The 16,655-nt window shown below is 74.6% G+C and carries 14 protein-coding genes; 5 read left to right on the forward strand and 9 right to left on the reverse strand.

The annotated features are described in order from the left end of the window. From ACI8AF_RS21175 to ACI8AF_RS21190, 4 genes are read right to left on the reverse strand one after another with little or no spacing between them, the layout of a single operon-like run. A complete protein-coding gene (locus tag ACI8AF_RS21175) occupies positions 1-1,740 on the reverse strand; it encodes an acetyl-CoA carboxylase biotin carboxylase subunit (protein WP_456541731.1) in 1,740 nt (579 codons plus the stop codon). A gap of 10 nt (positions 1,741-1,750) precedes the next feature. Further along, complete coding sequence (gene accB, locus ACI8AF_RS21180; RefSeq protein ID WP_456541732.1) at positions 1,751-2,254, reverse strand: acetyl-CoA carboxylase biotin carboxyl carrier protein; 504 nt, start codon at positions 2,252-2,254, stop codon at positions 1,751-1,753. A 1-nt stretch (position 2,255) separates the two neighbouring features. Next, entirely contained in the window at positions 2,256-3,977 is a 1,722-nt protein-coding gene (locus tag ACI8AF_RS21185; protein WP_456541733.1) for an acetyl-CoA carboxylase carboxyltransferase subunit alpha, read from the reverse strand. Positions 3,978-4,013: 36 nt separating this feature from the next. Continuing rightward, positions 4,014-4,340: a TcmI family type II polyketide cyclase gene (locus tag ACI8AF_RS21190; RefSeq protein ID WP_456541734.1), complete on the reverse strand. Its 327-nt coding sequence runs from the start codon at positions 4,338-4,340 to the stop codon at positions 4,014-4,016. 379 nt (positions 4,341-4,719) lie between these two features. Between ACI8AF_RS21190 and ACI8AF_RS21195 the strand changes: the two genes are divergently transcribed. From ACI8AF_RS21195 to ACI8AF_RS21205, 3 genes are all read left to right on the forward strand, one after another. Further along, a complete protein-coding gene (locus tag ACI8AF_RS21195) occupies positions 4,720-5,442 on the forward strand; it encodes a LuxR C-terminal-related transcriptional regulator (RefSeq protein ID WP_456541735.1) in 723 nt (240 codons plus the stop codon). 207 nt (positions 5,443-5,649) lie between these two features. After that, positions 5,650-6,408 (forward strand): response regulator transcription factor, encoded by a 759-nt coding sequence (locus ACI8AF_RS21200; protein WP_456541736.1) that lies wholly within the window; start codon positions 5,650-5,652, stop codon positions 6,406-6,408. 61 nt (positions 6,409-6,469) lie between these two features. Further along, on the forward strand, positions 6,470-7,546 hold the full coding sequence (locus ACI8AF_RS21205; RefSeq protein ID WP_456541737.1) for an alkene reductase: 1,077 nt from the start codon (positions 6,470-6,472) through the stop codon (positions 7,544-7,546). A gap of 54 nt (positions 7,547-7,600) precedes the next feature. On the opposite strand, the gene ACI8AF_RS21210 is transcribed toward ACI8AF_RS21205, so the two are convergent. The 5 genes from ACI8AF_RS21210 to ACI8AF_RS21230 are packed head-to-tail and all read right to left on the reverse strand — an operon-like array spanning position 7,601 to position 13,521. Then, complete coding sequence (locus ACI8AF_RS21210; protein ID WP_456541738.1) at positions 7,601-8,254, reverse strand: SRPBCC family protein; 654 nt, start codon at positions 8,252-8,254, stop codon at positions 7,601-7,603. Then, complete coding sequence (gene cutA / locus ACI8AF_RS21215) at positions 8,251-10,674, reverse strand: aerobic carbon-monoxide dehydrogenase large subunit (protein ID WP_456541739.1); 2,424 nt, start codon at positions 10,672-10,674, stop codon at positions 8,251-8,253. The genes ACI8AF_RS21210 and cutA overlap by 4 nt, the downstream gene beginning before the upstream one ends. Further along, a complete protein-coding gene (locus ACI8AF_RS21220) occupies positions 10,671-11,186 on the reverse strand; it encodes a (2Fe-2S)-binding protein (protein ID WP_456541740.1) in 516 nt (171 codons plus the stop codon). Before ACI8AF_RS21220 ends, cutA begins: the two co-directional genes overlap by 4 nt. Beyond that, positions 11,183-12,058, reverse strand: a complete 876-nt coding sequence (locus ACI8AF_RS21225; RefSeq protein WP_456541741.1) for an FAD binding domain-containing protein — start codon at positions 12,056-12,058, stop codon at positions 11,183-11,185. The genes ACI8AF_RS21220 and ACI8AF_RS21225 overlap by 4 nt, the downstream gene beginning before the upstream one ends. 14 nt (positions 12,059-12,072) lie before the next feature. Beyond that, positions 12,073-13,521, reverse strand: coding sequence for a uracil-xanthine permease family protein (locus ACI8AF_RS21230; protein WP_456541742.1), 1,449 nt, complete (start codon positions 13,519-13,521; stop codon positions 12,073-12,075). A gap of 183 nt (positions 13,522-13,704) precedes the next feature. Here ACI8AF_RS21230 and ACI8AF_RS21235 point away from each other — a divergent pair, with 183 nt between their 5' ends. Together ACI8AF_RS21235 and ACI8AF_RS21240 are read left to right on the forward strand one after the other, a co-directional pair. Continuing rightward, positions 13,705-15,204, forward strand: a complete 1,500-nt coding sequence (locus ACI8AF_RS21235; RefSeq protein ID WP_456541743.1) for an FdrA family protein — start codon at positions 13,705-13,707, stop codon at positions 15,202-15,204. Then, the gene (locus ACI8AF_RS21240) at positions 15,201-16,619 is read left to right on the forward strand and encodes a DUF1116 domain-containing protein (protein WP_456541744.1); all 1,419 of its coding nucleotides are present in this window, start codon (positions 15,201-15,203) and stop codon (positions 16,617-16,619) included. Before ACI8AF_RS21235 ends, ACI8AF_RS21240 begins: the two co-directional genes overlap by 4 nt. Positions 16,620-16,655: the final 36 nt, after the last annotated feature.

Genomic DNA, 16,655 nt, shown 5'->3' on the forward strand with positions numbered 1-16,655 from the left:
TCAGGCCATCCCGGCCGGCGCGGAGCCGCGGACCGTGGCGACGATCTCGCCGAACGTGTAGCGGCCCGGGCTGTCGTCGGGCATCTCCACGCCGTAGCGGTCGTGCAGCTCGGTCTGCATGGACAGGAAGGCCAGCGAGTCCAGGCCGATGTCCTCGAACCGGGCGTCGGGGTCGTCGGTGCGGTCCGCCGGGGGCAGGCCCGCCTTCTGGGTCAGCAGGTCCATGAGGTCGTCGAGGGTGAAGTCGGGGTGGGGCACGGCAGGGGTCCTTTCGCGGGGAGGGAGCGGCTCCGGTCGGTCCGGGGCCGCGGGACGGACGAGCTGCAGCGAGCCGCGCGCGTCGGGGAGGGCGGGCGCCGGCTCCTCGCCGAGCGCGGCCGTGCGGGCCAGCAGCTCGGGCAGGGTGCGGTCGAGGAACTGGACGTCGTGCCGGTCGGCGAGCACGTCCGGGTGCCGGAGCAGCGCGCGGTGCAGGTCGGCGGTGGTGTGCACCCCCGGGCCCTCGACCCGCAGCTCCGCCAGGGCGCGGTCCATGCGGCGGACCGCCCGGTCGCGGTCGGGGGCCCAGACGACGAGCTTGCCCAGCAGGGAGTCGTAGTGCGGGGGGACGTCGTCCCCCTGGCGGTAGCCGGTGTCGAAGCGGGTCCACGGCCCGTCGGGCACGCGCAGGACCTCCAGCCGGCCGGGCGCCGGGGCGAACCCGCGGGCCGGGTCCTCCGCGTTGATCCGGCACTCGATCGCCGCGCCGCGGGGGACGACGTCCTCCTGGCGCAGCTGGAGCCGGCGGCCGGAGGCGACCAGGATCTGCTCGCGCACCAGGTCCACCCCGGTGAGCAGCTCGGTGACCGGGTGCTCCACCTGGATCCGGGCGTTCATCTCCATGAAGTAGGCGCGCCCGGCGCCGTCGACGAGGAACTCCATCGTCCCGGCGCCGGTGTAGCCCACGGAGAGCGCGCCGTGCACGGCGAGGGCGCCCAGGCCGCTGCGCTGCGCGGGGGAGAGGTGCGCGGCCGGGCCCTCCTCCAGCAGCTTCTGGTGCCGGCGCTGCAGCGAGCAGTCGCGCTCGCCCAGGTAGACGCCGTTGCCGTGGGTGTCGCAGAGCACCTGCACCTCGACGTGCCGGGCGCCGGGCAGGAACCGCTCCACGTAGACGGCCGGGTCGCGGAACACGGCACGGGCGGTGGCCCGGGTGGCGGTGAAGGCCTCGGCGAAGTCGCCGGGCGCCGCCACCACGGTCATGCCACGCCCGCCGCCGCCGGCCGCGGCCTTGATGATCACCGGGTAGCCGATCCGGTCGGCGATCTCCCGGCCCTCGTCGGCCGTGCGGACCGGCTCGACCACGCCCGGCAGCAGCGGCAGGCCGGCGTCGGCCATGAGCCGGCGGGCCGTGGCCTTGTTGCCCATCTGCTGCATCACGGTGGGTGGCGGACCGACGAAGGTGAGCCCCTCGGCGGCGCAGATCTCGGCGAAGTCGGGGTCCTCGGAGAGGAACCCGTAGCCGGGGTGCACGGCGTCGGCGCCGGTGCGCAGCGCCGCCTCGACGATGTTGGGCACGTGCAGGTAGCTGCACCGCGGGGCCGGCGGCCCGATGTGCACAGCCTCGTCGGCCATCTCGACGACGGCGGAGTGCCGGTCGGCGGTCGAGAAGACGGCGACCACCTCGATGCCGAGCTCGCGGCAGGCACGGGCGACGCGGACGGCGATCTCCCCGCGGTTGGCGATGAGCAGGCGGCTGATCACCGGGACCACCTCACGATGGCCGCCGCAGCAGCATGAGCACCTGGTCGTACTCCACCGACTCCGCGTTCTGCACGAGGACCTCGGCGACCACGCCGGCCTCGTCGGCGAGGATCGGGTTCATCAGCTTCATCGCCTCGACGATCGCGAGGGTCTGGCCGACCTCGACCGCCTCGCCGGCGCGGACGAACGGGTCGGCGTCCGGCGACGGGGCCGAGTAGAAGGTGCCGACCAGCGGCGCCCGGACGGCGACGAGGTCCTCGGACTCCTCCTCGGCCGGGGGGTCGGTCCGCTGCGTCGGCGCGGCCGGCGCGGAGGCGGCGGGCGTGCCCGGTGCCCACTCGATCTCGATCGCCCGGTCGCCGCTGCGCACGGTGAGCCGGCGCAGGTCGCCCGGCAGCGCGCGGGCCAGCTCGACGACCTCGTCGCGCAGCGCCCGGGCGGGGTCGGCCTGGGGCGAGGGGTGGCCGGACGCGCCGTTCATCGCCGTCCTCGGGGGCTGCTCGGTGGCGGTCACGTCAGTCACCGCCCGGGACGGCGGGCCGCACGGCCCGCAGGAAGAGGGCGTCGTCCCCGCCGATGCGGGACAGCCGCCGGCAGCGGGACCCGACGAGGGTGTCGGGGTCGAGCAGGGACAGCTCGTCGAGCTCGCGGAGCAGCGCCTCGCGCAGCGCCTGCGCGGTCGCGTCCGGGTCGGTGTGCGCCCCACCGGCGGGCTCCGGCACGACGGCGGTCGCGATGCCCGTGCCGTAGAGGTGCGCGGCGCCCAGCCGCATCGCCCGGGCCGCGGTGGGGGCCGCCGCGGCGGTGCGCCAGAGGATCGCGGCGCACCCCTCGGGGCTGATCACCGACAGGTAGGCGTTCTCGAACACGAGCAGCCGGTCCGACGTGCACAGGGCCAGCGCCCCGCCGCTGCCGCCCTCGCCGGTGACGACGGCGACGACCGGCACGCGCAGCCGGCTGCTGCGCTGGATGATCTCGGCGATCGCGTGCGCCTGCCCGCGCTCCTCGGCCTCCGGCCCCGGGTGCGCCCCCGGGGTGTCGACGAGCGTGACCACCGGGAGGCCGAACGTCTCGGCGTGGCCGAGCAGGCGCAGCGCCTTGCGGTACCCCTCGGGGTGCGGCATGCCGAAGTTGCGGGCGACCCGGTCGCGCACCGAGTGGCCCTTCTCGTGGCCGATCACCACGACCGAACGCCCGCCGATGGAGGCCACGCCCCCGACGATCGCCGGGTCGTCGGCGAAGGCGCGGTCGCCGTGCAGCTCGACGAAGTCGTCGAACGCGGCGTGCAGGTGGTCCAGCGTGGTCGGCCGCTCGGGGACCCGGGCCCGCTGCACGACGTCCCACGGGTCCAGGTCGAGCAGCGCGCCGGGCCCGTGCCCCGGCTCGGGCCTCCGGCGGGCCGGAGGGGACGGCGGACGGCGGCGGTGCAGCGCGATGAGCCGCGCCAGCAGCGGGCGCAGCTCCGCGCGGCTCTCGACCCGGTCGACCAGCCCGTGGGCCAGCAGGAACTCCGCCGTCTGGAAGTCGCCCGGCAGCTCGGCCCGGATCGTCTCCTGGACGACCCGCGGGCCGGCGAAGCCGACGTGCGCGCCCCGCTCGGCGACGAGGACGGAGGCGAGGGTGGCGTACGAGGCGGAGACGCCGCCGTAAGTGGGATCGGTGAGGACGCAGACGCTGAGCAGGCCGGCCTCGCGCAGCCGGGCGAAGGCGGCGCTGGCCCGCGCCATCTGGAACAGGGAGAAGACGCCCTCCTGCATGCGGGCGCCGCCGCTGGCGCAGACGGTGACCAGCGGGAGCCCACGCTCGAGGGCCAGCTCGGCGGCGCCGGAGACCCGCCGACCGACCTCGGTGCCCATGCTGCCGCCGAGGAAGCCGAAGTCCATGACCGCGACGACGGCCGCGTGGCCACCGATCGCGGCGGTGCCGACGACGACGGCCTCCGACTCGCCCGAGCGCCTGGCCGCGTCCTCGAGCCGGTCGGGGTAGGCGCGCAGGTCGGTGAAGGCCAGCGGATCGCGGGGGCCGGGCGGGAAGACCGTCTCGGCGAAGCTGCCGGCGTCCACGAGCTGCCCGATGCGCTCCCGGGCGCCGAGCCGGAGGTGGTGGTCGCACTCGGGGCAGACCGAGAGGTTGCGGTCGAGCCGCTTGCGGTAGAGCAGCCACCCGCAGGCCGGGCAAGGGAGCCAGCCCGCCTGGTCGGCCGGCGTCGCGGGGCTCGCCGGGGCCGTCGTCGTCATCTCGTGCCTCTCAGCCGTGTCCGCCGGGTGCCGGCGTCACTCGGGGCGGGACGTCCAGTGGTAGAAGCGCTGCGCCATCGCGTCCTGCGGGGAGCGCCAGTTCGGGTCGTAGGCCTCGATGTAGGGCCGGAGCTCGTCGCTCACGGCGCGGAAGGCCGGCAGCGACTGGGCGATCCGCATGGCCTCGGGTGCCGGGCGGTCGAAGTCGATGAGGTGCACGTAGAGGCTGTGGAAGCGGAACAGCGACCGGCTGCGCACGCCGATCTCGTGCGGCATCGAGGTGGCGTCGTAGCGGCCGAAGACGGCGGCGACGTCGTCGGCCGAGCCGGGCGCCATCTTCGCGATGATCATGGTCTGGTGCACGGGGTCCTCCGCCGTTCCCCCCGGCCGGATCGGGGATGCTGCGGAACGCTAGGTCGGCGCCGCCGCCGGCCACATCGGCCGGGCGTCGAGTTCGGCGGCGCGCCCCCGGGTGCGTCGCCGGCGGGTCCCGGGGAGCAGGTCGGTCATCCTCGGGGAGCGCGACCCCCCTCCGGAGGAGGCCGTCCCCGACCCGCGCCGGGACCCGGGCGCGCGTCCCGGAGGAGGAGACCCCCTACCCGGGTATGAACCCGGCCGCTGACCGGCCGCGTCGCGCCGAGTCCTGTGGCGGCTCGGCAAGGGCATGGCCTAGCTTCCGGTTCCACCACACTGGCGGCGCCGCTGAACGGGGGCGGCTGGGCCGGGACGGGAGCTGGCGAGCATGGTCGGCGAACCGCACCACGACGTCCCCACGGGAGCCGCGGTTGAAGGCGATGTGCCGTTGCGGGTGCTGATCTGCGACGACGCGGAGGTGCTCCGCCACGGTCTGCGCACGGTGCTGCGGTGGTCCCGCGACCTGCTGGTCGTGGCCGAGGCCGCCGACGCGGAGGAGGCGCTGCGGCTCGCCGCCCTGCTGCAGCCGGAGGTCGCGCTCGTCGGCCTGGGGGCGCGGGGGCCGGCGGTGCACGCCCTGGTCCACGCGCTGACCGGGCTGGGGTGCCGCGTGGTCCTGCTCGGCGAGACGGGTACCGGCAGCGACTACGTCGACGCGCTGCGGGCGGGGGCGCGCGGGTACGTCCACGCGTCGGCGAGCCCGGAGCGCCTGGTCGAGGGCGTGCGCGCGGTCGCCCACGGCGGGACCGTGCTGGACGCCGCCGTCACCGGCGAGCTCCTGCACCAGCTCGACGAGCCGCGGGGAGGGCTGCCGGACGCCGAGCGGCCGGGCACGGGGGCGTTGACCGCGCGGCAGCAGGCGGTCTGCGGACTGGTGGCCGAAGGGCTGACCAACGCCGAGATCGCCGACCGGCTGCAGGTCAGCCGCGCGACGGTGAAGGGCCACGTCACCGTGGCGCTGCGCCGCCTCGGCCTGCGGGACCGGACCCAGCTGGCGATCCACGTCCACCGCCGCGGGCGACCGGGCGACGCCGGTTCGCTGAGTGGCTGAGCCGGTACGGGAGGTGAGGCCGCGTCGGGACGCGCCGATCCGCTGTGGATTGGCTGGGGAACCGGTGGGAGTTCTCTGGACAAGACCGATGGATTGCGCGCTATCGTTTCGCACGGAGCGTCAGGACTGACAGGTGCCGGAACCGACTCGGTCACCGTTCTCGGAGCCGACGGCCGGTGGCCCGAGCCGGGCAGGGGGCTTCTTCCCATGAGCCATGACCACAACGGCACCGGACCCGGGCGCGTCCGCCCGCTCGCCGCGCCGTGCAGCCGGGCGACCAGCAGGCCGGCCCCGCGCCCCGACGCCGTCCGCCCGCCGACTTCCCTGGTGCGGGTGGTGCTCTGCGAGGACCAGGAGGTCTTCCGCGTCGGGTTGCGGGTGGTCCTCGAGGCGGAGCCGGACATGGCGGTGGTCGCCGAGACGGCCCAGCTCCCGGAGGCCCTCGCGGCGACCGACGCGATCGGCACGCAGGTCGTCGTCGTCCGGCAGGGCCTGGTGGGCGGGCCCACCCTGCCCCTCCTGCGCGACCTCTGCCGCCGCGGGACCGCCGTGCTCGTGCTCGCCGAGCCGGGCGGGGAGGCCGCGGAGAGCGAGCTCGTCGAGGTGCTGCAGGCCGGCGTGCGGGGCTACCTCCCGCGGCGGTCGTGCGCCCAGCGCCTGGTCGACGGCGTGCGGGCGCTGGCGCGCGACGAGGCGGCGCTGGACCCCGCCGCCACCAGCCGGCTGGTGCGCTACCTGGCCGAGCCCGACCCGGGCCGGGGCGTGCTCGACCAGCTCACCGAGCGGCAGCGCGACGTCGCCGAGCTGGTGGCGCAGGGGCTGAGCAACGAGGAGATCGCCGGCCGGCTGTTCCTCAGCCTGGCGACGGTCAAGAGCCACCTGACCGCCTCGATGCGCCGCCTCGGCGTCCGCACCCGCACGCAGCTGGCGATCCTGGTGAACAGGGGCCGGTCACCCGCCGCGTGACGCTCGCCGCAGTCGTTCCCGTTCCGGAATCCGGCGCGCGCGAGGGCCGGTTGCCCCTCGCATGGACCTCTTCACGCCCATGACCCTCGGCGACCTGGAGCTGGCCAACCGCGTCGTGATGGCGCCGCTCACGCGGATGCGCGCCGGGCGGTCCGGCGTCCCGAACGAGCTGCTGGTCGAGCACTACCGGCAGCGCGCGGGGGTGGGGCTGGTCATCACGGAGGGCACCTACCCGAACCACGAGTCGCAGGCCTTCGTCGGCCAGCCCGGCATCGTCACCGACGAGCAGGTGGCGGGCTGGCGCCGCGTCGCCGAGGCGGTGCACGACCGCGGCGGCCGCATCGTGATGCAGGTGATGCACGGCGGCCGGGTCACCCACCCCGACGTCAACGGCGGGCGCCGCGTCGTCGCCCCGAGCGCGATCGCCGTCGACGGCGAGGGGCACACCGAGAGGGGCAAGCAGCCCTACCCGGTGCCGCACGCGCTGACCGCCGACGAGGCGCGGGCCGCGCTGCGCGACTTCGTGTCGGCGGCGGAGCGGGCGGTCGAGGCCGGCCTGGACGGCGTGGAGATCCACGGCGCCAACGGCTACCTGCTGCACGAGTTCCTGTCGCCGGCGTCCAACCTGCGCACCGACGAGCACGGCGGCTCGCCCGAGAATCGGGCGCGGTTCGTCGTCGACGTCGTCACGGCCGTCGCCGAGGCGATCGGTCCCGGTCGCGTGGGCCTGCGGATCTCGCCCGAGCACAACATCCAAGGCGCGCTCGAGACCGACCGGGACGACGTCCGCGCCACCTACGGCGCGCTCGTCGACGCGCTGCGGCCGCTCGGGCTGGCGTACCTGTCGGTGTTGCACGTGGAACCAGCGGGGGAGCTGGTGCAGGAGCTGCGCGAGCGCTTCCGCGGCCCGCTGATCGCCAACAGCGGCTTCGGCACCGTGACCACGCGCGCGGAGGCGGTCGCGCTCATCGAGGCCGCGCACGCCGACGCCGTGGCCGTGGGCCGGCCGATCATCGCCAACCCCGACCTGGTCGAGCGCTGGCGGGGCGAGCACCCCGAGAACGAGCCCGAGCCGCGCCTGTTCTACGCCAGCGGCGCCGAGGGCTACACCGACTACCCGACCCTCGAGGCCGGCTGAGTGTGCGCGCGGTGCCCTTTCCCGTGAGCGGAAAGGGCACCGCGCGCACAGCGGTCAGCGGCGGCGGCCGAGCAGGTAGCCGATCGCGACACCGAAGGCGGTGAGCAGGGCGCCGACGCCCGCGCCGAGCAGGAACGTCTGCGTGTCGCTCGGCGCGGCCGCGGCGGCTTTGCCGGTGAACACCTGCGGCGCGGCAGCGGCCGGCGGCGCACCCACCTCGGCCTCGGCCGGCACCCGCGCCGAGGGGGCGGCCGCGATCGGCACCACGCGGCCGGTCAGCTCGTCGTCGATGGCCTTGAAGAACTGGCCCGCCATGCGCTTGGCGACGCCGGTCATCATCCGCTGCCCGACGCCGGCCACCGGCCCGCCGACCACGGCGTCCGCCGAGTAGGTCAGCGTGGTGGCGCCGTCCTCCGACGGCGCCAGGTTGATGGTCACCGTCGCCCGCACCTGACCCGGCGCACCGGCGCCGGACGCGTGCATCACGTAGGACGACGGCCGCTGCTGGTCGGTCAGCCGCACCTCGCCGGCGTAGGTCCCGCGGATCGCCCCGACCCCGACCGAGACGTTCATCCGGTACTCGTCATCGCCGGTCTGCTCCAGCGACTCGCAGCCGGGGATGGTGCGGGCCAGCACCGCGGGGTCGGTGATCACCGACCACACCTTCTCCGGGTCCGCGTGCAGCACCGCCGAGCCGTCGAGGTTCACGCCATCGCTCCTGTTCCCCCGCGGCGGGCGAACGCCGCGGTCGTCTCGGCGGACTCGTTCCGCATCAGGTCGTACAGCTCCGTCGGCGAGATCGGCATCGACGCGATCCGCCGTCCCGTCGCGTCCTCGATCGCCGAGGCGATCGCCGCCGTGCCCGGGATGACCCCGGCCTCGCCGGCGCCCTTGATCCCCAGCGGGTTCAGCGGCGACGGCGTCTCCTGGTGGTCGATCGCGATGTCGGGCACCTCCGACGCGTACGGCATCAGGAAGTCCATGAACGAGGCGTTCTGCAGCTGCCCGTCGCGGTCGTAGGCCATGCGCTCGTACAGCGCCCCGCCGACGCCCTGCGCGACTCCGCCGTGCACCTGTCCCTCGACGATCATCGGGTTCACCACGTTGCCGCAGTCGTGCACCACGGCGTAGTCGACGACCTCGATCTGCCACGTCGCCGGGTCGATCTCCACCACCGCCGCGTGCGCGCCCGACGCGAACGTCGACCGGATCGGCGAGTAGTAGTCCCGGTGCTCCAGCCCCGGCGCGTCCCCGACCGCCACCGGCGGCTCGTCGTCGCGCGAGGAGACCGCGAACTGCGTCGCCTGCTTCGCCGCCTCGTCGAACGCGTACCGCAGCGGGTTGGACAGCACGGCGACCGTGCGCAGCGGCACCGAGGCGCCGGGCGTGCCCTTCACCTGCACCACGCCGTCGGCGATCTCCAGGTCGCCCGGGTCCGCCTCCAGCACGTCGGCCGCGATCCGGATCGCCTTCTCCCGCACCCCGCGGGCGGCCAGCGCGATCGCGTTGCCGCTCATCACCGCCGCGCGCGAGGCGAAGGTGCCCACCGCGTAGCCGAAGCGCCGCGTGTCTCCCGTGGTCACCTCGACGTCCTCGATCGGCACCCCGAGCTCCGAGGCGACGATCTGCGCGAACACCGTCTCGTGCCCCTGGCCCTGCGAGGTCAGGCCGGTCGAGACCAGCACCTTGCCGCTGCCGAGCACCTGCACGTGCCCGCCCTCGTACGGCCCGGGCCCGGTGCCCTCCACGTACAGCGCCATGCCGACGCCGAGCAGCTTGCCCCGCGCCGCGGCCTCGGCCCGGCGGGCCTCCACCGACTCCCAGCCGACCAGGTCCTTGAGCTTGGTCATCAGACCCGGGTAGTCGCCCGAGTCGTAGATGACCGGCCGGCCGTCCTGGAACGTCAGCTGGTGGTCGTAGGGGAACATGTCGGGCTGGATGAGGTTCCGCTCCCGGACGACGGCCCGGTCCAGCCCCAGCGCGTCGGCGATGCGGTCCATCGTCCGCTCCATCGCGTAGCAGCCCTGCGGCCGCCCGGCGCCACGGTACGGCGTCACGATGACGGTGTTGGTGTAGACGCTCTCGACCCTCACCCGGTACACCGGCAGCGCGTACGGCCCCACCAGCTGGGTCGCCGTCACGATCGGCACGATGATCCCGTAGGGCGTGTACGCGCCGTTGTCGTGCCAGATGTGGACGTCGAGCGCGGTCAGCCGGCCCTCGTCGTCGTAGCCTGCGGTGATCTCCTGCCGCTGCTGCCGCTCGTGGGCCGACGAGATGAAGTGCTCCCGGCGGTCCTCGGTCCACTTCACCTCCTGGCCCAGCGCGATCGCGGCCATCGGCACGAGCAGCTCCTCCGGCCACGGGTGCACGATCTTCACGCCGAAGCCGCCGCCGACGTCGGGCGCGATCACCTCGACCTTGTCCAGCGACAGCTCGAGCTTCGCCGCGATCGCCGCGCGCACCGACGTCGCCGCCTGGGTGCTGGAGTAGACGCGCAGCGACCGGTCGTCGGCGTCCCACCGCGCGTGCACGCCCTTGCCCTCCATCGGCGTGCAGGCGCTGCGCTCGATGTACTGGGTGAAGCTCAGCGTGTGCGGCGACGCGGCCAGCGCCGCCTCGACGTCGCCGGTCTCCTGGTGGTGGACGGCGGCCACGTTGTCCGGCACGTCCGCGTGCACGGCGGCCGCCGCCTCGCGGGCCGCGTCGACCCCGACGACGACCGGCAGCTCCTCGTAGGTGACGACGATCTTCTCGGCGGCGTCCTCGGCCAGGTAGCGGTCGGTGGCCACCACCATCGCCACCGGCTCGCCGACGTGGTTGACCACGCCGTCGGCCAGCGGGTAGCCGGTGCGCGGCGCGTGCAGCTGGGGGTGGGGGATGAGCACCGGCAGCGGCTCGGCCATCGGGCCGGTGAGGTCCTCGTAGGTGTAGATCGCCACCAGGCCCTCGACGTCCAGCGCCGCGTCGACGTCGATGCCGGTGATCCGCGCGTGCGCGTGCGGGCTGCGCACGAAGGCCGCCGCCAGCGCGGAGTGCCCGATGTCGTCGAGGTAGCGGCCCCGGCCGGTGATGAGGCGGGCGTCCTCCCGCCGGCGGACGGGCTCGCCGAACAGCTTCGTCGTCACGCGGGGTCCTCCATCGCGGCGGCGGCGTGCCGGACCGCCTTCTTGATGTTGGCGTAGCCGGTGCACCGGCAGAGGTTGCCGCCGACGATCTCCTCGACCTCCTCCTCGGTGATCTCCGCCGTCCGGTCGCGGTCCTCGAGCCCGGCCTTGATCGTCATGAGGAAGCCCGGGGTGCAGAAGCCGCACTGCAGGGCGTGGCACTCGCGGAAGGCCTCCTGGACCGGGTGCAGCACCTGCCCGCCCTGCCCGTCGTCGCGGGCGAGGCCCTCGACGGTCTGCACCTCGTGCCCCTCGGCCTGCACGGCGAGCACCAGGCACGAGCGCATCGGCGTCCCGTCGACCAGCACGGTGCAGGCGCCGCACACGCCGTGCTCGCAGCCGACGTGCGTGCCGGTGAGCCCGAGGTCGTGGCGCAGCGCGTCGGACAGCAGCCGGCGCACCGGCACGGTCACCTCGTGCGGGACGCCGTTCACGGTCAGCGTGATGTCCCGCTCGGTGTCGACGGAGGTCATGCGGTCCTTCCTGCGGCCTCGGCAGCGGCGGAGGCCAACGTCCGCTCGGTCAGGACGCCGACCAGCAGGCGCCGGTAGTCGGCGCTGGCGTGCAGGTCGGTGTCCGGCTCGACCAGGCTCTGCGCCAGCTTGGCGGCGGTGGCCCAGTCGGCGGTGTCGACCGGCGCCCCGGCGACGGCCTCGGTGAGGTCGTGCACGTCGGGCACCAGGCCGACGGAGATGTAGGACGCCCGGACGGCGGACACCCGGCGGTCCGCGTCGAGCGTGACGACGACGCCGGCGCCGCACACCGCGTAGTCGCCCTTGCGGCGGGCCACCTCGGCGAACGCGGTGCCCGAGCGCTCCGGCAGGGCGCCGAAGGTGGCGGCGGTGACCACGGCCGGGCCGTGCACCGAGGTCTCCAGCGGGCCGACGAAGAAGTCCCGCCAGGAGACGGTCTCCACGCCGGAGGGGGTGGCGACGCTGACCGAGCCGTCGGTGAGGGCGAGGACGGAGGTCATCTCGCCCGAGGGGTCGGCGTGCGCGATGGAGCCGACCGTCGTCCCGCGGTTGCGGATCGCGGGGTGGGCGACGTTCGCCGTCGCCCGGGCCAGCAGCGGCTGCACCCGGGCGGCGGCGTCGTCCGTGAGGAGCTGGTTGTGCCGGACGAGCGCACCGACCCGCACGCCGTCCCCGGTGGCCTCGACGGTGTCGAGGCCGGGCACCCGGTTGATGTCGACCAGGGTCGTCGGCGCCGCCAGCCGCATCGACAGCAGCGGCAGCAGCGACTGGCCCCCGGCCAGCACCTTGGCGCCCTCACCCTCGGAGCCGAGGACCGCGAGGGCCTCGTCGAGGGTTCCGGGGTCGGCGTAGCGGAACGGTGCCGGTTTCACTTGTGGAGCATGTCCTATCGCTTGCGCGGGGTGCCGGAGCGGCCCACCTCGTCGACGGACGACGGGTCGGGCGAGACCTCGTCACCGTGCACGTGGCCGAACGTCGTACCGGCGGCGGGGTGCGCGCCCTCGCGGAGCAGCGCTTCCTTCATCTCCGCCGGCGCGAGGACGCGGGCCAGGTGCCAGGCGCCGACCGCGACGATCGAGCCGAGCGCGATGCCGGTCAGGGAGAACGTGTCGGTGAACTCGAGCGTGACGTTGCCGATGCCGATGATGATGCCCGCGGCCAGCGGCACCAGGTTGATCGGGTTGGCGAAGTCGACCCGGTTCTCCTTCCAGATCTTCGCGCCGAGCAGGCCGATCATCCCGTAGAGCACCACGGTGATGCCGCCGAGCACACCGCCGGGGACGATGTTGATCAGCGCGCCGAACTTCGGGATGAGCCCCAGCAGGATCGCCACGATGGCGGCCACGTAGTACGCCGCCGTCGAGTAGACGCGGGTCGCGGCCATGACGCCGATGTTCTCGGCGTAGGTGGTGGTCGGCGAGCCGCCGACGGAGGAGGCCACGACCGTGCCGACGCCGTCGGCGAAGACCGCACGGCCCATGACCGGGTCGAGGTCGCGCTTGGTCATCTCGGCGACCGCCTTGACGTGGCCGGCGTTCTCGGCGACGAGGGCGATGACCGCGGGGAGCACCAGCAGCGAGAAGTTGACCGAGAAGCTGGGCGCGGTGAGGTCGGGGAGCCCGAACCAGTCGGCGTCGCCCACGGAGTCGAAGTTGATCCGTTCCCGCGTCACGACGGCGCCCGTGGCGTCCGGCGAGGTGATGTCACCGGCGGTGGCGTCGAGCAGCACCGACAGCAGGTAGCCGAAGACGAGGCCGAGCAGGATCGAGATGCGGGCCAGGAAGCCGCGCAGCGCCAGCGCGCAGACGATGACGAAGACCATCGTGGCCAGCGCCACCCACTGGTCCTGCGGCCAGTACACGTTCGCCGCGACCGGGGCCAGGTTGAAGCCGATCAGCATGACGACCGCGCCGGTGACCGCCGGCGGCAGCACCTTGTTCACCACCCGCACGCCGGCGAAGTGGATCACCAGGCCGACGAGGGCGAGGACGACGCCGGAGACCAGGATGGCGCCGACGACGTCGCTCGAGTCGCCGCCCTGCGCGCGGACGGCGGCCACGCCGCCGACGAACGAGGCGCTGGTGCCGAGGTAGCTCGGGACCTTCCCCTGCACGATGAGCAGGAAGATGATCGTCGCGATCCCGCTCATCATGATGGCGAGGTTGGGGTCCAGGCCCATCACGATGGGGAAGACGAAGGTGGCGCCGAACATGGCGACCACATGCTGGGCGCCGATGCCCACGGTGCGGGGCCAGGACAGGCGCTCGTCCGGAGCGACCGCCTCGCCCAAGGGCGGCGTCTTGCCGTCCCCGTAGAGCTTCCAACCGAACGCCATGAGTGCCTCCTCGACGTGCACCTACGACACGATCCGGTCCCGGTGACACGGGCCGTTGCCACACCGGGCCGGAGAACTGTGACACCGTGCACGGTTCCGGCGGAAGTACCTCAGTGCTAAATCGTTATTGCCGCAAGATCTCGATACTTCACCGCTGAGACATCTCTCGGTACGGTCGTGCAGGTGGTCGCCACACCGACGAACGCCCCCGAGGGCGTCCGATCCGTCATCCTCCGTTCCGGCGTCTACGCCGACTCCGTGCGGCTCATGCAGGTCAGCCGGGACATCGGCGCCCGGGACGGCGTCACCGCCGTCCTCGTCGCGATGGCCACCCCGCTGAACCTCGAGCTGGCAGCCAACATGGGCCTGGCGCCGGCCGAGGACGCCTCGCCCGAGCAGCTCCTCGTCGCGATCAGGGCCACGGACGACGACGCGCTGGCCGCCGCCACCGCCGCGGTCGACGCCGCGCTGGCCGAGCGGGAGCGCACCAGCACCAGCGCCGCCACCATCCCGCTGCGCACGATCGGCGCGGGGCTCGACGAGGTCCCCGGCGAGACGCTGGCGATCGTCAGCGTCCCCGGGCAGTACGCGGTGGCCGAGGCGGCCGACGCCGTCGCGGCCGGCCGCAGCGTGCTCGTGTTCTCCGACGGCGTCCCGGTCGAGCACGAGGTGCTGCTCAAGCGGGCCGCGCACGACGCGGGCGTGCTCGTGATGGGCCCCGACTGCGGCACCGCGATCGTCTCGGGCGTCGCGCTGGGCTTCGCCAACGTCGTCCGCCCCGGGCCGGTCGGGCTGGTCGCGGCCAGCGGCACCGGCGCCCAGCAGGTGTCCTGCCTGCTCGACATGGCCGGCGTCGGCGTCTCGCACGTCCTGGGCGTCGGCGGCCGCGACCTCAAGGCCGAGGTCGGCGGGCTGGCCACGCTCGACGCGCTCGCCGCCCTCGACGCCGACCCGGCCACCGAGCGGGTGCTGCTGGTCTCCAAGCCGCCGGCGCCGGCGGTGGCCGAGGCGGTGCGGCGCGCGGCCGACGGGCTGTCCGTCCCGGTGCGCTCCGCCGTCCTCTCGCCCGAGGCGCCCGACCTGACCGCCGCGGTCGAGGGGCTGCTGGCCGACATGGGCCTCGACGTCCCGGTCTGGCCCTCGCGGCCCGGCCCGGCCGAGGCCCCGGTGCCCGGCGCGGTGCTCAAGGGCCTCTACTCCGGCGGCACGCTGGCCGACGAGGCGATGCTGCTGGCCTCCCCGGTGCTCGGCGACATCCGGTCCAACATCCCGCTGCGGCCGGAGCTCGACCTCGGGGCGGACCTGTCCGTCCGCGGCCACGTCGTGGTCGACTTCGGGGACGACGCGCTGACCGTCGGCCGCGCGCACCCGATGATCGACCCGACCCTGCGGCTGGAGGCCATCGCCGCCCTCGCCGAGGAGGGCGAGCCGGCGGTGCTGCTGCTCGACGTCGTCCTCGGGTACGGGGCCGATCCCGACCCGGCCGCCGCGCTGGCGCCGGCGCTGACCGCCGCCCGTGCCGCCCGCACGCTGCCGGTCGTCGTCGCCCTGATCGGCACCGAGGCCGACCCGCAGGGCTGGAGCCGGCAGGCCGACGCCCTCGCCGCGGCCGGCGCCGCCGTGTTCGCCTCCAACGCCGCGGCCACGCGGTACGCCCTCGACCTGCTGGGAGCAACCCGATGAGCCTGGGCGATCTCCTCGCCGCGCCGCCGAGCATCGTCGCCGCCGGCGTCGACGTCTTCTCCGACGCGCTGCGCGCGCAGGGCGCCGACGTGCACGACGTCGACTGGCGCCCGCCGGCCTTCGGCGACCCGGCCGACCTCGCCGCGCTGGCGCTCGACGTCCGCCGCGCCGCGGCCAACCGCACGGCGGTCGAGCGGGTGCTGGCCGCCGGCTCGCAGCTGGTCGACGTCCGGCCGGCCCGCGAGGTGCTCGGCCTGCCCGACCGCACCCTGCTGCACGCCGGGCCGCCGATCGAGTGGGCCGACGCCTCCGGTCCGCTGCGCGGGGCGCTGATCGGCGCCTGCCTGTTCGAGGGCTGGGCCGACTCCGTCGAGGACGCCGAGCGGGTCCTCGCCGCCGGGGAGATCACCCTCGACCCCTGCCACCACCACCGCGCCGTCGGCCCGATGGCCGGCGTGACCAGCCCGTCGATGTGGATGTGGTGCCTGGAGGACCCGGTGCAGGGCGGCCGGGCCTTCTGCAACCTCAACGAGGGCCTCGGCAAGGTGCTGCGGATGGGCGCCTTCAACGACGAGGTGCTCACCCGCCTGGCCTGGATGCGCGACGTGCTCGGGCCGGTCCTCTCCGCCGCCGTCCGCGGGGGGCTGGACGCCGGCGGCGAGCCGATCGACGTCAAGGCGATCCTCGCCCAGATGCTGCAGATGGGCGACGAGGGCCACAACCGCAACCGGGCCGGCTCGCTCATGGCCCTGCGCGACCTCTCGCCGCTGATCGTGGCGGTCGACGCCCCGTCGTCGGACATCGCGGCGGTGCTGAAGTTCGCCGGCGGCAACGAGCACTTCTTCCTCAACCTCGGCATGCCGACGGCGAAGCTGGCCATGGACGCCGCCCGCGGGGTCCCCGGCTCCACGATGCTCACCGTCATGGCCCGCAACGGCACCGAGTTCGGCATCCAGACCGCCGGCACCGGCGACCGCTGGTTCACCGGCCCCGCGCAGACCCCGGTCGGCCTCTTCCTCGGCGACTACGGCCCCGAGGACGCCAACCCCGACATCGGCGACTCCGCGATCATGGAGACCTACGGCGTCGGCGGGTTCTCCATGGCCGCGGCCCCGGCGATCGTGCGGTTCGTCGGCGGCACCGTGCCCGATGCCCTGGCCACGACCGAGCGGATGTACCAGGTGACGCTGTCGGAGAACCCGGCGATGGCCATCCCGATCCTCGGCTTCCGCGGCTCGCCGACCGGCATCGACGTCCTCGCCGTCGCCCGCACCGGCTGGCTGCCGCAGATCAACACCGGCATGGCCGGGCGGGTCGCCGGCACCGGCCAGGTGGGCGCGGGCCTCGTGCAGCCGCCGCAGGACTGCTTCGAGAAGGCCCTCGCCGCCCTGGCCGACGAGGCCCGCGCCTCCTGAGGGCCCCTCCCCTCGCGCCGAGATCCCGTGATCTCG

It is taken from the genome of Blastococcus sp. SYSU D00669 (assembly GCF_054050715.1).

Excerpts from the sequence above, each read along its gene's own strand:
- ACI8AF_RS21185 (WP_456541733.1), bottom strand. The coding sequence starts at position 3,977 with ATGACGACGACGGCCCCGGCGAGCCCCGCGACGCCGGCCGACCAGGCG.
- ACI8AF_RS21195 (WP_456541735.1), top strand. The coding sequence starts at position 4,720 with ATGGTCGGCGAACCGCACCACGACGTCCCCACGGGAGCCGCGGTTGAA.
- ACI8AF_RS21200 (WP_456541736.1), top strand. The coding sequence starts at position 5,650 with ATGAGCCATGACCACAACGGCACCGGACCCGGGCGCGTCCGCCCGCTC.
- ACI8AF_RS21205 (WP_456541737.1), top strand. The coding sequence starts at position 6,470 with ATGGACCTCTTCACGCCCATGACCCTCGGCGACCTGGAGCTGGCCAAC.
- ACI8AF_RS21220 (WP_456541740.1), bottom strand. The coding sequence starts at position 11,186 with ATGACCTCCGTCGACACCGAGCGGGACATCACGCTGACCGTGAACGGC.
- ACI8AF_RS21230 (WP_456541742.1), bottom strand. The coding sequence starts at position 13,521 with ATGGCGTTCGGTTGGAAGCTCTACGGGGACGGCAAGACGCCGCCCTTG.
- ACI8AF_RS21240 (WP_456541744.1), top strand. The coding sequence starts at position 15,201 with ATGAGCCTGGGCGATCTCCTCGCCGCGCCGCCGAGCATCGTCGCCGCC.